General features: G+C 60.9%; 17 protein-coding genes. 3 read left to right on the plus strand and 14 right to left on the minus strand.

The annotated features are described in order from the left end of the window. Positions 1-51: 51 nt before the first annotated feature. Positions 52-468, minus strand: a complete 417-nt coding sequence (locus D2E25_RS00100; protein WP_125979034.1) for a peptide deformylase — start codon at positions 466-468, stop codon at positions 52-54. 285 nt (positions 469-753) lie between these two features. Between D2E25_RS00100 and D2E25_RS00105 the strand changes: the two genes are divergently transcribed. Continuing rightward, positions 754-1,119 (plus strand): phage holin family protein, encoded by a 366-nt coding sequence (locus tag D2E25_RS00105; protein WP_125979035.1) that lies wholly within the window; start codon positions 754-756, stop codon positions 1,117-1,119. 109 nt (positions 1,120-1,228) lie between these two features. On the opposite strand, the gene D2E25_RS00110 is transcribed toward D2E25_RS00105, so the two are convergent. The 5 genes from D2E25_RS00110 to D2E25_RS00130 form a co-directional block, all read right to left on the minus strand. Further along, on the minus strand, positions 1,229-2,905 hold the full coding sequence (locus tag D2E25_RS00110; protein ID WP_164514635.1) for a glycosyltransferase family 39 protein: 1,677 nt from the start codon (positions 2,903-2,905) through the stop codon (positions 1,229-1,231). Further along, positions 2,902-3,987, minus strand: coding sequence for a glycosyltransferase family 2 protein (locus D2E25_RS00115; protein ID WP_125979037.1), 1,086 nt, complete (start codon positions 3,985-3,987; stop codon positions 2,902-2,904). Before D2E25_RS00115 ends, D2E25_RS00110 begins: the two co-directional genes overlap by 4 nt. A 303-nt stretch (positions 3,988-4,290) precedes the next feature. Beyond that, on the minus strand, positions 4,291-4,779 hold the full coding sequence (locus D2E25_RS00120) for a GNAT family N-acetyltransferase (RefSeq protein WP_125979038.1): 489 nt from the start codon (positions 4,777-4,779) through the stop codon (positions 4,291-4,293). Positions 4,780-4,835: 56 nt separating this feature from the next. Beyond that, complete coding sequence (locus D2E25_RS00125; protein WP_241216884.1) at positions 4,836-5,294, minus strand: ASCH domain-containing protein; 459 nt, start codon at positions 5,292-5,294, stop codon at positions 4,836-4,838. Beyond that, a complete protein-coding gene (locus D2E25_RS00130; protein ID WP_125979039.1) occupies positions 5,287-5,808 on the minus strand; it encodes a GNAT family N-acetyltransferase in 522 nt (173 codons plus the stop codon). The genes D2E25_RS00125 and D2E25_RS00130 overlap by 8 nt, the downstream gene beginning before the upstream one ends. A 188-nt stretch (positions 5,809-5,996) precedes the next feature. On the opposite strand from D2E25_RS00130, the gene D2E25_RS00135 reads away from it, so the two are divergent. Further along, the gene (locus tag D2E25_RS00135; RefSeq protein ID WP_164514636.1) at positions 5,997-7,307 is read left to right on the plus strand and encodes a DUF2142 domain-containing protein; all 1,311 of its coding nucleotides are present in this window, start codon (positions 5,997-5,999) and stop codon (positions 7,305-7,307) included. A 370-nt stretch (positions 7,308-7,677) separates the two neighbouring features. Here the strand turns inward: D2E25_RS00135 and D2E25_RS00140 are convergent, their stop codons facing one another. The 7 genes from D2E25_RS00140 to D2E25_RS00170 all read right to left on the minus strand — a co-directional run bounded on the left by D2E25_RS00140 (position 7,678) and on the right by D2E25_RS00170 (position 13,082). Further along, positions 7,678-8,055 (minus strand): SdpI family protein, encoded by a 378-nt coding sequence (locus D2E25_RS00140; RefSeq protein ID WP_164514637.1) that lies wholly within the window; start codon positions 8,053-8,055, stop codon positions 7,678-7,680. Positions 8,056-8,215: 160 nt separating this feature from the next. Further along, on the minus strand, positions 8,216-8,698 hold the full coding sequence (locus D2E25_RS00145) for a hypothetical protein (protein WP_125979042.1): 483 nt from the start codon (positions 8,696-8,698) through the stop codon (positions 8,216-8,218). A gap of 232 nt (positions 8,699-8,930) precedes the next feature. Next, positions 8,931-10,256 carry a sensor histidine kinase gene (locus D2E25_RS00150; RefSeq protein ID WP_125979043.1) on the minus strand — a complete coding sequence of 442 codons (1,326 nt, stop codon included), beginning with the start codon at positions 10,254-10,256 and terminating at the stop codon, positions 8,931-8,933. Next, entirely contained in the window at positions 10,235-10,534 is a 300-nt protein-coding gene (locus tag D2E25_RS00155; RefSeq protein WP_164514638.1) for a helix-turn-helix domain-containing protein, read from the minus strand. The genes D2E25_RS00150 and D2E25_RS00155 overlap by 22 nt, the downstream gene beginning before the upstream one ends. Before the next feature lie 63 nt (positions 10,535-10,597). Next, positions 10,598-10,891: a response regulator gene (locus tag D2E25_RS00160; protein ID WP_164514639.1), complete on the minus strand. Its 294-nt coding sequence runs from the start codon at positions 10,889-10,891 to the stop codon at positions 10,598-10,600. Positions 10,892-10,970: 79 nt separating this feature from the next. Continuing rightward, on the minus strand, positions 10,971-12,227 hold the full coding sequence (locus D2E25_RS00165) for a Fic family protein (protein WP_125979046.1): 1,257 nt from the start codon (positions 12,225-12,227) through the stop codon (positions 10,971-10,973). Positions 12,228-12,446: 219 nt separating this feature from the next. After that, complete coding sequence (locus tag D2E25_RS00170; RefSeq protein WP_125979047.1) at positions 12,447-13,082, minus strand: GNAT family N-acetyltransferase; 636 nt, start codon at positions 13,080-13,082, stop codon at positions 12,447-12,449. 169 nt (positions 13,083-13,251) lie between these two features. Here D2E25_RS00170 and D2E25_RS00175 point away from each other — a divergent pair, with 169 nt between their 5' ends. After that, the gene (locus D2E25_RS00175) at positions 13,252-13,896 is read left to right on the plus strand and encodes a pyridoxamine 5'-phosphate oxidase family protein (RefSeq protein WP_125979048.1); all 645 of its coding nucleotides are present in this window, start codon (positions 13,252-13,254) and stop codon (positions 13,894-13,896) included. A gap of 103 nt (positions 13,897-13,999) precedes the next feature. Here D2E25_RS00175 and D2E25_RS00180 read toward each other — a convergent pair whose 3' ends face one another. Then, positions 14,000-15,421 (minus strand): amino acid permease, encoded by a 1,422-nt coding sequence (locus tag D2E25_RS00180; RefSeq protein WP_125979049.1) that lies wholly within the window; start codon positions 15,419-15,421, stop codon positions 14,000-14,002. Positions 15,422-15,543 lie beyond the last annotated feature (122 nt).

The raw sequence follows: 15,543 nt of genomic DNA on the forward strand, positions 1-15,543 counted from the left end.
CGATGTCAGTGAACCGGCACTGGCGAACCAGCATTGCGCACTACGAAAAATTCAGATGATGATGCCGTCGCAGTGATCGACTTCGTGCTGGATGATCTGCGCGGTGAACCCCTCGAACGTGGCAGTGACCTCGCGGAACCGACGCGTTTGATAGGTGACGGTGATGCGCTCGTAACGGGTCGTCTTGCGCACGCCGGTCAGTGATAGGCAGCCTTCCTCGGTCTCGTACCTGCCGGAACGTTCGATGATGCGCGGGTTGAACATGACCATATTGCGGCCGGTCGCCTCATCAGCAAACACGATGATCCGCTTGGCCACGCCGATCATGTTCGCCGCCATACCCACGCACGAGTCGGCGTGTGCGGCCAACGTGTCCGCAAGGTCGGCGGCCACATTCAGATCGGCTTCAGTTGCTGGCTCGGATGGTTGGCTCAAGAATCGTTCGTCGGTCATGATCGGCTGCTGCATAGTCGTTCCCTTTCCCGGTGGCGCATAGACGTGTTGTATGTAAGCTGCATGGTACCAGCCCTTTCCCACTTCGCACCCCGATGAAGGCCGGGCGTAACATGCTTCTTTTCTGATGCTCTCATCTATGCGCGCTATCTAGTCATGCCCTTATTCCATGCCCTGTGAGAGCCGTTCCGCGACCTTGGAATATCCCATCAACGCGTATGTGACGGTTAGGGATCCGGGTAGTAGTCATAATGCTAAAGTCACAGTCCGATGACATTTCGACTGGAATAATCGGGTGATATGAGTCATTTCATTTCCCGTTGGCTGGTATTGACGATTGCGGCTGGTGTCATGGTCGCCCTGCTGCCCGGCATGGAGGCGGTCGGAGAGCCGCCGATCCTCGGCATTGCCGCATTTTCTTTGTTTCTCGCGCTTATCAACGCGTCGATCAAACCCGTTGTGCACCTGCTCGCCTTACCGATTTCGATCCTGAGCTTTGGCTTGTTCGCGTTGATATTGAACTGGCTGTTCATGGAACTCGCCTCGTGGCTGGCACTCACCCTGTTCGACGTGGGCGTGATCATTCACGGCTTCTGGTGGTCGGTGCTTGGTTCGCTCATCATGGCGATCGTCTCCAGTATCGTCGGCAACGTTATCGGCGAATAGTCGGAATCAGCCGCGTGCTGCAGCGATCGGCCGCTGTTGGTATCAGTCGCTAATGCCCGCACTGTCCACGAATAGTGGCCGTGAACGATAATGCTTTCATCTTGCGTAGCTACGATATGCGGTTATACGTGACGGCCGCGTTGGCGTCGCGTGTGATGATGCTGGTTTGCATCCATTGGTCCGCCGCGTCGCCGAGGAGCCTGTCGTATTTGCGGGTCGTGGACCATGACAGCAGGGTGAACTGCTGCGCGTCAAGGCCGGCGATGGTTCTCAACTGGACGGTGGAACCGTGCAATGGCGCGTATCCGCCTCGTGTGGGGACGTCGTCGGCGTCGAGAAAGTAGTAGTGCGGGCAGTCGCGGTAGTACCGGTACGCGTCGATGTACGTGTACTCATCCTGCGCGACGACCGGCTGCTCGGCAGAACAGACGACCTGCTGGCTGAGCGCGGCCGATCCGGGCGTATCGTTGCGGTCGAAGCTGTGATTGCCGCGCACGCCGTATACGATCGTTCCGGCGGCCAGCATCGCAAGTGCTGTGACGTAGACGACCATTGCGCGACGGCCACACAACCGGTATGTGATGACGCATGCCAATGCGAGCGTGGCATAAAAGAACGGTGCGACCACGCTCAGATAGCGTACGGAGAACATGCCGTATCCGCCGCTGAACAGTTCCTTGACGGCGGACCAGATCATCAATGACGCCGTCGGCACGGCGAACAGCATGACGGTCAGCTGCACGGTTGCAGCGGACCGCTGCGATGCCGGGGATTGGCTGGCGGGCCGCGCGTGAAATAGTCGCTGTGCGATGAGTATGCCGACGATCGATGTCATCGTGGCCGCGACCATCAGCGAGACGATCGACGGCAACTCCGTTTCCGTCATGCCGAGCAGCATGACGTCGAACGTGCTGGCCACGCCGGACATGTTCGCGCGTCGGCGAACCGGAGGCAATACGGAATTGCCGAGCTGGCCCAGCAGCGCCGGCATCCACGGTACAAACAGCACAACCGATGCGGTATAGGCGAACAGCCATCGCCATGCGGACAACCGGCGCATGCGCCATGAGCTCGCGGCGAGCCAGATCGCGTGCGTCAGCCATACGAACGCGGTCAGATACAACGTCAGCATGCCGAGCGCGACGGTCACGGCATACGCGCACCACCATGCGATGCGACGACGGCGATCGTGCGACTGGCAACGTCCATCTTGTCGATCATGCCTGTCGATCTCACCCGCATCTGCAACGCGATGCCGGCGGTCGCGCGGCTCGATCACCCCGGCCGCATGCATCAGCATCGCCGTGCCGGCCACGGTCAGCAGCATTGCCGGCGAGTACATGCGCAGTTCATAGCCATATCTCAGCATGAACCCGCCGCACACCAGCATCGGCATGCACGTCGCAGCGGCACGGCTGCCGAACGAGTCGCGCATCAACAGGATCAGCACGAGCACGGCAAGGCCAAGGCATACACAGTTCGGCAGTCGCAGCAGCGCGACGTTGTCGCCGACGATGGGCATCCACGCCTTGAGCAGCAGATAGTACAGAGGCGGATGCGTATCAACGGCAGTGAGCGCGACCAGCTCCCGCACGGGCCGGCTTGCCAGCATCAGCGAATACTGTTCGTCGAACCACAATGATTGGTTGCGGCCCATCAGCCAACTGAGCACGGTCGTTGTCAGCGCGCAGCAGACGGCCATCGTGGGGAAAAGACGGCGTATTGCAATAGCGAAAACGCCGCCGGTGCTGCCGGCATAGTTGCCGGCATTTTTGGTGGTCATCATCGTGCCCGTGCCTCCGCGTTGTATGCCGGATGTTCGGAGCGACATACGTGGCCGGTATCGCAAACGTCGGCGTTATTGATGTTGCCGTCACGCACGATGTAGTTCGGCCGGCGTTTGGACTCCAGGTACGTGTTCGCCAGATACCGGCCGATGATGCCCAGGCACATCAACTGCAATCCGCCGATGAACGTGATGATGCACGCGAGCGACGGCCAGCCGGCCACCGGGTCGCCGAACATGGCCGCGCGAACCGCGATGAAACAGGTCGCACCGAACGCGACGGCGCACAGCAGCAACCCGATGTACGAGGCCACGGCCAACGGTACGGTGGAGCATGAGATCAGTCCCTCGATCGCATAGCGGACCAACGCGAAGAAGTTCCAGCTGGACTTGCCCGCGGCCCGGCGCGTGTTCGGATAGTCGATCCACGCCGTGTGGAATCCCACCCATGCGTACAGTCCCTTGGAGAACCGGTTGCGTTCGGTCAGCGACGTCAACGCGTCGACGACCCGGCGGCGCATCATGCGGTAGTCGCGCGCCCCATCGGGCACTGTGACCGGCGACATGGCGTTCATCAGACGATAAAATGCGTGCGCGCACATGGACCGAATCGGCGGTTCTCCCGCGCGCGTGGTACGCCGCGTCGCCACGCAGTCCAGCGTCGGGTCGTCGGCCAGCATCGCGAACATGCGCGGCAGCAGCGACGGCGGATCCTGCAGATCCGCGTCCATCACCGCCACGACATCGCCGTTCGCCGCATCGAGGCCGGCGAGCAATGCGCCTTCCTTGCCGAAATTACGGGACAGCGACAGCCAACGGATAGCAAACGGAAAAGCGGCGTGCCCGTCGTCGCCTGCCGCCGCACGCCGCAGCAGCTTCACAGTGCCGTCTGTGGAACCGTCGTCGACCAGCACCAGTTCAACCGTCGTGCCCGGATACGCCGTCATGATCTCGCGGACGGCCTGCGCGGCCTGCGACAAGAACAACGGCAGGCATTCCTCCTCGTTGTGACAAGGCACGACGATGGACAGCGTAGCGTGACGACTAGGATGGGCGTCATCCGTGATCGGCGTATCGGTCATGCACGTCGTGGCGTGAAGCATATGCCTTACGGGAACGTACGCTGTGCGGTGATGCCGCGAATGCCGTTGATTACAGATCATGATCCACACCCCTCCCAGTTGGCGATTCGCTGCTTTGCGATCCGCTGGAAACCCTTCATTTCCTTACGGTTCCAGTGTGCGATCGCCGCATACGGAACATGCCTGTATCGTCCCTGATCACGTGCCCGAGATGTCCCTGACCGTCGCGTCAGGGTGGTAGGGGAGCGAGTATGCGGGAGTCTGGCGCTCGCTGGCCTCGATGGCGTCTCAGGAGTTGATCATTCAGCAGTTGATCATTTCGAGCTCTGGTCCCATGTCCTCGGTTTGGGTGCGGCCGGTCTCGTGGAAGCCGATGTGCCGGTAGAAGCCCTGCGCGTTGGCGTTGAACCCGGCGACCCAGAGCACGAGCCGGTCGTTGCCGATGGCCCGTTTGCCGGCCTCGACCAGCATGCGTCCGACGCCCTGCCGATGCCGGTCTGCCAGCACGTACAGCGAGGCCAGTTCCGCCGCCTCGGGACGGTCGACCGGCGGACGCGGCGTGCGCAACAGTTCCGCGAACCCGATCACATGATCGTTGTCAAGCGCCACCAACGCGACCTGACTAGGGTCCTTGGCGTGGGCCTCGGTGAGCTTCAGCGCGAACTGCGGAGTGATGGCGTCCACGATCTCCTGCGGAATCTTGCCTTGGTTGAGTTCCCGCCACGTCCGGGACTGCACGTGCGCCTTCTCCTCGAACCACTGCGGTTCGATCGGAGCGATACGAATCGTCATGTCATCCTGCTTTCTCTTCGGATGCCCCCATCTATGTCTTGCTAGGTTATGTCTTGCTAGAGCCGTTCCGCGACCTTGAAGCGTTCGAGCACGACGAGGGTGTCGCCGTCGATCGGGAACGTCGGATCGGCGAAATAGGAGCGATATTCAGCGGAGTTCCAGAACTCCTCGTGCGTGCGCCGCCATTGCGCCGCGGTCGTATCGCCCTCGCCTTCGGCCAATGCGTGCTGGTCGGTGACATCGGCCAGACGGGTCACCGCGACGTCGGTGGTGGCCAATACCGCCACGTCTTGCCCGTCGGAATCGACCAGTACGGAACGATCACCGATACGGGGCAGAGGATCGCCGCACTTGGTATAGTCGATCAGCAGTGCGGCAGTAGCCGTCTTCACGCCATCGAGAATCAGCTTGACCAGCCGATCACGTTCCGGTCCGGGCGTCATGAACTCGGCCTTCGGCAGATTCTCGTATTTCGGCGGCAGAGACAGGGACGGCATCGTTGTATCGTCATTCATCGCGCATTGTTCCTTCGCTCGTGTCGATGCGCGTGTAGTATTCCCACTCGTCCTCGTGGTCGATGCGCGCGCCGCAATGTTGCTGCACCGCAAGACTCGCCGGATTGGTTTTGCGCACGCTCAGATACGCTTCCCGGATGCCGAGCTCGTGCGCCTTGGCGAGCGTGAGCTTCAATCCGATAGTCGCGTAGCCGCGGCCGCGGTATTCGCGGGCGATGCCGTAGCCGATGTGGCCCGGTCCGTTGCGCAGGAAGTCGGTGAGCCGGTGGCGCAGGTTGAAGATGCCCACGTAGTCGCCTTCGTCGTTGACGAGGATGTATTTGGTGGCCGGCACCCAGCCGTCCGGCAACCCAATACCCAACGCTTCGTCGCGCAGACCCTGCACGTATGCGGCGAACCGTTCACGGCTCATGCCGGCCGCGGGGTTCTCGAATCCCGTCTCCTCCGCCGGGAACTTCGCGAACAGGTCGAACGCGCGCTCCGGGTCCGCCAGCCATGTTTCAATCAACCGCATAGCCACCTCCCTCCCTTATCACGATGCGGATCACATTACACTCGTCGGGTCGAATTGCCGTGTTCTCGTCTTCTGCTGTCGTCTAAAGATGACGGATTTCGCTTCGATTGGCGTGAATCGCCGGCGCGTGGTCATTATGGAATCCGTCCGGCATGGTGCCGGTCCGCGGAGTCCTGTGGTGGTTTGTCATGAATTCGTATCCGAATGGTCACGATGGCCGGTCGCGTCAAGGTCGAACGACGGCCGTCGTGCTCGCGTTGGTGGCGCTGTGCGGCGTGTTGGGCATTATACTGACTCCTCCGGGGTCGACGCCGGACGTGTGGGCGCACGTGTACCGTGTGGACGCGATGCTCAACGGCGACGTGATCGCCCGCCCGGTACGCGCGACGTCCGACTATCATCCCGACGCGGAACACAACACGGGCGGATGGGTCAGCGATGACGTGATCGCGTTCTCACTGGCCAACAATCGCCATTACGTATCCGGTTTGGTGAACGCCGCGTCCGTCACCGTCCGCGACGGGCAGTGCGGCGAGGTGCCGTTCGACAACACCGCCGTGTACCCGCCGATCGCGTACCTGCCGCAGCTGGCCGCCTTCGCCGCCGGACGGCTGCTGAGATTGGACGCGGCATGGCGGTTCTATCTCGCCGAAGTGTTCCAGTTGGCCGTCTATCTCGCGGCGGTGTGGATCGGACTGCGTTTGCTGGACGGGATTCCTTTGTCACGCTGGTTTCGACTGTTGACTGGGCTACTGTCCGTGTGTCTGGCGGTGCCGGATTCGTTCATGTTCTCTCCCGACTCGACGGTGGTCGCCCTATCCCTGCCATTGGCCTGCGTGCTGATCCGATGCCTGCAATCCGATCGGCTCGGCGCCGGCGACTGCATACTGCTGGTCGGAACGACCGGGGTGCTGGCGTTGTCGAAGTTCGCGTACGCGCCGTGCCTGCTCATGACGCTGCTGCCGATGATCGCTCACCGTCGTACTCCGGTGCGATCCCGGCTCATCCTCGTCGCCGGATGCGTGCTGTCGGTTATGTTGTTGCTGGCGTGGTTGAAGCTGGGAACCGGGTTCGCCACGAACCCGTCACGCGTCCCGTACGACGAGGTGCGGCAGAGGCAGCGGGAACTGCTGGCCGCCCCGCACAGGTTCCTGCCGCGGATGTTCTACAGTATCGTTCGTTTGCAGGGCTGGTCATGGTGGGAACCGCCGCTGCTGTTCCTGTTCTGGACGCTGACCGTTGCGGCCTTGATGCTGACCGTCATCGCATGGAGACGTGATCGGCGGCGACTGTTGTTCTGGCTGATCTCGTGGACGGCGGTCATGGGATGCGTGACGCTGGTGTACGCGGCGATATGGACGCAATTCACGCTGACCGGACAGGCCGGCGTCGTCGGCATCAACAGCCGATACTTCCTGCCGCTGGTACCGCCGCTGGCCATGCAATGCGCTGACGCGCTGCATGCAATCAATCGTCCGCGAGCGACGACCTGCCCTTGACCTTGCGCAATGACATCGTACGTGTCCTGTTCCAATTGTGGGGCGTTTACCGTTGTGCGGGTTCGCTGGATTATTGCGATACAGGGGCAACGCCGCATACGGCCAATAGAACAGCAATGATCGTGACGGTCAACATTCCGATGATGGTCTGCTGACGACGTTCCGTCTCCGACACCGTCGTGTCGTTTCGATAACCCTGCTGTTGCGTATTACTGCGTTTCATTCCTCCATGATGATCGGCCACGAGGAATCGTGCCAATCGGAGAAGCATTTGTCAACCAAAGACGACATGAGATGTTGGTAGTCGTTGTTCGTCAGGATTACTCGTTACAAAAACAAGCAGTTTCTCATCGGGATCAGAGTCTTGGCTTTATGCCTGTGATTTCAAATAGTGTTTTCTAGCGTCGAGATTCGCAATGATCCCGCAGATGATTAGCCATGCGACGAGTATGACGGCGAGAACGAGGAGCATCCACCACCAGATCATGCTCATGGTATTGATGTCACGGGCCGCGATCATGCCGATCAGCACGTCCACCGGCATCAGAGAGACCAATACACCACTACCGAGAAACACGAACGCGTACTTGCGGTGTATGTATTCCCATGTCTCATCCGAGGCGATAGTCCAGCGTGTCTTGATACCGATCTGATAATTTCGCTCCAATCGGCCATTCCTTGCATCCCGATAGGCGGAAAAACACAACTGAGCTGACCATGCAAACAAAGCAATCAATATGATGAGCATGATTCGAGTCCTTTCCGGCACTAACTCCATTTCAGAGGTAGACAGTGATAACCATCATTGGTTTGGTTCGAAGACCGACATCAGCTGTGCGGTGTCGATGCTGTCGCGTAGCGCCATGCCAACACCAGCGCAATGCCGGAAATCAGAACGCTCCTTCTCATCATGCTCCTCGTGTCTTGCGCAACAGATCTTTGACGATGACCGAAACCACCACATACAACATACAGGGCAACGTCAAGCCCCAAGCCAGATACTGCAGCCATGCAATATCGAATAGCAAGGCGATAGTGAACATGTTGACGCACAGGTTGATGCAGATGACGAATGTTATCTTCGCGGCGATAGCGTCGGATCTATCGGCGAGCAACCGGTCATGGGCATCCGGCTCCAGCCGTTCGGCCACTTTGCCGCGATATGCGAATCCTCCTGCGGCAAGCGAGCCGGCGCCCAGCAGGAGAAACACGATCGCCTGCGATCCGGAATTCCAGAACCATTCCGTAGTCCATCCGTACCGGATAAGACCGCATGCGGCCAACACAACGGAATACAGCGCAAGGGTTCCCGCCGCCGCGAATAAACGCCACCTTCCTTCGCTCATGCCCGCGTGCCTATTGCTGGAGTCTTGCATAGTGTTATCGGCCATGATTAGCCTCCTCTTCGAGGTTCGGCACCTTTCCTATACATCCATGATGACTGCAGAAAGGGAATAGCGCCACTTATAGAAATCCCTGTCAACCAAAGACGACAACGGTGACGTTCGTTATCGTTGAAGCCACTTGTGATATGAGCCCCATCGTGACATGAATTGTGCGCGCATACAACGTGCTGTCAAGCAATCGCATGACAGCGGATTCGGGAAGCTGGGATCGTGGGTCTTACCGTTGAGACGAATCGGACGGCAGTGTCGCGTGCAGAATCCATGTGCCGTCTTCGGCGGACGTGCTGATCGAACCGTCGAGAGCGGCGAACCGGGTGCGGTGCAGGGGCAATCCTTTACCGGAGTGGGGTTTGTCCGGTAGGAGGGAACGCTCGGCGATGTCGTTGACCTGATCGACGGACAGGCCGTCACGGTTGCGGCGCACGACCACACGGTATTCGCCGGACGGGTCGCCGTGCACGGCGATATTGGTATACAGCTCGCGCAGCAGGTCGATCACCGCGGACTCACGGTCGCGAGTGACGTCATTCGCATCCGTCGACTTGTCCGTGGGTGGATTGTCGATTAGCGTCGAATCGCCGGCGAAACCAAGCTGGGACAGGTATCGGTCGCCGTGGTCCAGTACGTCACGGATACGTTCGGGGAACGCGGTGCAAGTCGAAAACGTCGCAGTCGGGTTTTTGATTGCGATGATATCGTCGTCTCCGGAATGTCCGGTACTGCCGTCACCGGTGTGGTCTCTCCGATATGCGTCACCGTCGCCGTGATGCGATCCGGTATCAGTACTGTCATCGTCCCCGTCGAGCATGTCGATGACCGTGCGCACCTCGCTGAGCGTGTCGATCGTGCGTCGGTACAGATCATCGAACAACGCCGTACGTTGCTCGTTGTGCGTCGAACGTAAGCGCTCGTAGTCCAATCGCATGGCCATGTATGCGAGATTGTTCGTCACCGCGTCATGAATCCGGCTCGCGGCCCGCGCGTCGCGGCGCATGGCCTCCAGACGGTCTCGCTCCCGTTCGTAACGCAGTCGATCCTGTTCCGCCTGCACGGCCACGGCCCTCCACGACATCGCGCGGCCAAACGCGTACACGACGAAGAACGACACCAGCAGTATCACGTAGTCGCCGAACGGGATACCGGCTCGGGCCGAGACCATCCAACGCACCGCGGCGATCAATGGCGGCATCAGCCACCACCATCGCGACCTGCCGTATCGACCGACCGCCGCCAACGCGACCCACATGCCGTAGAACAGGCTCGCGCCGCTCATATCCGGCAGGAACGCGCACGCCACATACGTGACCGCGACCGCCACACTCATCGGCAACGGGAAGAACGGCAACACCAGCAGACACAGGATATGCACGACCGTCAGTACCGTGGTCGCCACAAGCTGCGCCGGATACTCGACCATCTCCAACACCGTCAACCCAGCGGACAACAACACAACGCACCACATGACCGGCCCCGCGCCGGCCGCGCGGATACGCTCGCCGATACGAGCGCCAGAGCGTCTGATCAGTCCTGCAACATCAGCCATTCAGCCACCGCCTGCGTCCGGTTCCGCGCACCAAGCTTCTTCGCCGCACGCATCACATACGTCTTCACCGACGACTCGCCAACGCCAAGCAGCTCGCCGATCTCACGCGAACTGCGTCCCTGCGCACACAGTCGCATGACCTCACGCTCACGCTCCGTCAGCGACACGACGGTCGTAGTTGACTGTGCTAGATCGTGGGGGAGGGTTACCACTTGCGCCGCGAGCAACGCGTGCGACTGTGTGGCGGTCAGATCGGACACATACCTGGTGCGCGGCATACGACCGTTGGCCAGAGCGACCGCCGCCTCGCAGACATCCCTCACCCGCGCCTTGTCCATCACTCACTGCGCACCCGCGGCCAACGCATCGGCCGCGTAATACTCCAACGAGAACGACGTGACGCCGATCAACGCGACATCGGCCGTCGCCGCACGCACCTGCCGGCACACCTCGACGCCGCTCAACCCCTCCAGCGACATGTCCACCAGCAGCACATCCGGACGCGAATCGGCCGACAGGCAGCGGGCGACCGCATCCCGGCCACGTCGGCACGCCCACGTCACGTCGACCTCGGGAAGATCGCGATGAACCAGCAACGTCAGCATCGTCAACGTCAACTGGTCGTTGTCCACCATCCCAAGACGGAACCGTCTCCTGTCGTACATACACCACCATCCCATAACAAATCCGTTCAACGGACATCATATCGACGGCTCATCGTTGGCCTTCTCCCATGATCGCGGTGCGCATGGTGTCTGACAATTCGTATCGCACTGGTCGTTGCCCGGTGGCGATGATGGTTCTATCGCCGACGAGGGCATCCAGTGCATGATTGGTTCTGTTCCGTCCCAATCCCATCGATTCTCGCAGCCGTGGTCTGGTTATGCTGTGGGGGGCGATCCCGAAGAGTTCTTCTTGGATGAGTGCGGCTACGATGTTCGTGGCATCGTCGTTCCAGTCTCGTTCCGAACGCAGCTGGTCGAGTGCCGCGAACGACCGCAGCAGTATGGATCGTTTGACAGACAAGTCGTCGATGATGCGTCGTTGCGCTTCGGTGACGAATTCCATCATCCGATACGAGAACAGGCTGGCGTCGAGACGATTCAACGGGTGCTGCGCGTCCTCGAACGCCTTGTAGTACCGGTTCTTGCCGTCGGAGATGACCGGGCTGAGGCTGATGGATGTCGGCACGCTCAGATGCTGTCGTAGCTGGAGGGCGAACAGGAAACGGCCGGTGCGACCGTTGCCGTCGTAGAACGGGTGGACGTACTCGAACGCGAAATGGCACATGGCGGCGCGGATCAATGGCGGCACGTCCCGGTTGCGGGTAAGAGCGAGCCATTGCGTGAGCGCGACCTTGATCTCGGATTCCGGTGTGATGCCGGTGTGGATGCGCCGCCCGGTGGCCGGTTCGTCGATGTACACGGGGCCGTTGCGGAACAGGTCGCCGTCCGGTCTGTCGTTGTCGTCGAGTTCCCCGGCGACGACCTTGTCGTAGATGCCGCGAATGTCCTCGAGCGTTTCCGGCAGCGCGTAGCGTGCCGGGTCGTCGTCGCTGAGCGCGAGGAACAGGCGGGCGAACTCGCTGAACCGCGCGTGCCCTCCATGTTCCGTGGCGGCCTCCAATGCGAGGCTGATCTCCTGTCGGGTGGATCGCACGCCCTCGATGCTGTTGGTGCTTTGCATCTCCTCGCCGATGAGATCGTACAGGTAGGCTCGCCGCGCGATTGGCGGTAGCTCTTCCCAGAGCGCAATGACCTGCGTTTCCCGTTCTCGAATATTGTCGGCAAGCGTGGCGAGCTCACGGAAGTTGACGACGAAAACCTCATGCCCGCGCAGGGTGATGCCGGAGCGGAACGTGCTCCATCCGTCAAGACGCCGCAAATATTCTTCGTCGGCGATTTCCTCCGGTCTCTTCGTTGACCGGCTCATATGCGCGGTCTGTCTGATGCTTTTGTAGCCTGTTCCCATATGCGCCGCTTTCCAGTCAGTCGACCATTGCAAGGGTCGCAACAATGATGCTATAGGTCGTTTTTGGCAATATCGACCTATAGACAGTCTATATCGTGGTGGCTATCGGTTGGTATTGGTCATGGCGACGCATATTCACGGGGAAGGATCGGATGTTTACGATTCCCCACGGCGTTTCGACGAACGATCTGGGTTGGTGCTGAATCGTCTGCCGCGAACCTACCGGATGGTTCCGCGCTCCGTCTGCCATTCGCCGGCGGTGATGATGCGGAGTGTCTCGTCGTGGTATTCGTCGATGAGCGGGAAATGGTTGTGCTTCGATTCGCCGGTGACCTGCATGCCGCATTTGTCCATCACGCGGCCGGACTGCGTGTTGTCCGTGTAGTGCGCACCCCACACGGCGTCGACATGCAGCGTGCCGAACGCGTAACCGAGCACGGCGCGCAACGCCTCGGGCATGTATCCCTTGCCCCAGAACGGGCGGCCGATCCAATAGCCGAGTTCCAGCGCGTTGCCGCCGACGTGCCGGGCGTAGCGTTCGTCAATCGTGTAGTCCGGCCCGTCATCGATGTGACGGAGCGGTTTCAGTTCGATACAGCCGATGGGTTCGTCAGCGCCGGTATCGGTGTCTTCCGCCGCGGCGTCCCGAATGGTGATGGCCCAGTTGTGCTCGGTCGGGGAGAACACGTCACGGATGACGCCCATGCTCTCTTCGATGTCCTGATGCGGTGGCCAGCCGCACGGCAGTCCGATCCGCGGGTCCGAAGCGTACCTGAACAGGGATGCGGCCTCGGCGCGGTTGCCGGTCTTCCACTGGCGCAGTAGTAGGCGCGAGGTTTCAATAATCTCGCTCATCGGACCTCCTGATTAGTTAAGGCGTGTGGATCGTATGCCAACATTACACGGCTGTGCCCAGTTGCTGAGGAGATGCATCCCAGTCGGTAAGAATCTCATCGGGCCTGTAGCGCAGCGATATAGCATGTTCCTTATCGACAACGATGACCGAAGACGGGAGTGAACGATCATGAGCGCAGAGAATACCGGCAATGCCAATGAACTGACCGGCAGCGCGCATCGGACGAAGCGGCGCGACGACGAACGCACGGTCGCCGGCGAGCATCGCAGGATGCGGCGTGCGGATCGGGAGATTATTGACCACGCGCAGATAGTCGAGATCATCAGCCGATGCGACATTATCGACATGGCGTACATGGATGCCGAGGGGCTGACGATCGTGCCGCTGAATTTCGGCTACGAATACGATTACGAAACCGGTGGCCTTACGCTGTGGATGCATTCCGCGTCGCGCGGGCGCAAGCTTGACGCGATCCGCGCGGCCGGCAACCGACTGCCCGTGTCGTTCGCCATGCGCACCGACTGCGAGGTGATCGAGGGACGCACGGCCTGCAACTGGGGTGAGGCGTTCACGTCGATCGTTGGCAATGGCGTCGCCTCGATCGTGGACGATCTCGACGAACGCCGTCGCGGACTGCAGCTGCTCATGGCGCATCAGGCGCATATGCCGCACGTCGAGTTCACCGACGCGCAGGTGAACAGCGTCACCGTGTGGAAGATCGAAGCGACCCGGCTCACCGCGAAGGCACACGCCAAACCGAATCGCGCACATCACGCCGGTGAGTCGGCCGAAAACGGTCCGACGGCATCGTGATTAGGGGATCGGAGAACGCCGCGACTATTGCGCGTGCGTCCGTTCCGATCGCGCGTGACGCCGACGCACATGCGGCAACGCCACTATGCGGGGACAGATGCCGTCAGTCGTCGTCGCGCTCGTGCCGCGCACGCCGCCGCTCCAACGCGTAATAGCCTGCATAGCAACAGATAACGAACGGGATCATGCAATACAGGGTCGAACGCTGCGTCTCATCCAGCACGACAAGCACCAGTGCGCCGATGCACATCACGATGGCGAGCCAGGGGAGCAGCGGATATCCGGGCGCTCGGTAACCCAGTTCCTCAACGGAATGCCCGCCGCGCATCCATTCGCTCCGGAAGCGGATATGGCACACGCACACCGAGAACCACACCACCAACGTGGCCAGTCCGGAAACGGCCACCAACACCAGATACACGGTGGATGCGGCGATCACGGAGGACAGGAGCGCGAGCAGCGAGCCGGCCATGCTGAACAGCACGGCCCACACGGGCACGCCGTGGAAGTTCGTCTTGGCGAAACGCGCTGGGATGAGATGCTCCTTCGCAAGCGACCAGACCATGCGCGAGCACACGTACAGGCCGGAGTTCGCAGCGGACAGTACGGCGGTCAGCACCACGAAGTTCATCACGTCGCCAGCGAACGGCATGCCGATCGACTGGAACACCAGCACGAACGGGCTGGTCTCCACGCCGGCCTTGTGCCAGGGGATCAGCGAGGCCATCACCGCGATCGAACCGATGAAGAAGATCGCCAGACGGAACACCGTGGTGTGCACGGCCTTCGGGATCGCGCTCGACGGGTCCTTCGTCTCGCCGGCGGCCACGCCCACCACTTCGGTTCCAGAAAACGCGAACACGACGGTAAGCAGCGTGGAGAACACCGGGGCGAAACCGTTCGGGAACCAGCCGTCCGCCGTGAAATTGGCGAACAGCGGCGCGTGATCGTACCCGGCGATGGGGATCGCGCCGAACATCGCCAATAGTCCGATGAGGATGAACGCGACGATCGCCAGCACCTTGATCGAGGCGAACCAGAATTCCGCCTCGCCGTACAGTCGCACCGACATGATGTTGAGCGTGAACACGACCGCGATGAACACGGCCGACCACACCCATGCGGGCGAATGCGGGAACCAGCGTTGCATAAGCAGTCCGGCGGCGGTGAATTCGCTGGCGAGCGCCACCGCCCAGTTCAGCCAGTACAGGATGGCGATGGTGAACGCGGTGCCGGGGCCGATGAATCGTTTGGCGTACAGGTGGAAGCTGCCGGCGTAGGGCATGGCGACCGAGAGTTCGCCGAGCGAGACCATCACGCAGTAGACCAGCAGCGAACCGACCGCGTACGCGAGGATCGCGCCGAGCGGGCCCGCCTGGTGGATGGTGTAGCCGGAGCTAACAAATAGGCCGGTGCCGATCACGCCGCCCAATGAGATCATCGTCAAGTGGCGCGACTCCATTTTCCGTTCGAGCCCGGTTTGTCCGTTCGTTGCGCTGGTTGTGTCTTTGCCGGCATCCGCCATGTTCGGGCTCCTCTGATTGCGCGTGGCCGCTGTTCGGATTGTGACGAACCAATGATACCGGGGTGAGCAGATGGTGTGCGTATTTGCAGACTGTGCGGGGATGAAATGACGAAGCCGGCGAT

The organism is Bifidobacterium goeldii, from assembly GCF_003951095.1.
Lineage (GTDB): Bacteria > Actinomycetota > Actinomycetes > Actinomycetales > Bifidobacteriaceae > Bifidobacterium > Bifidobacterium goeldii.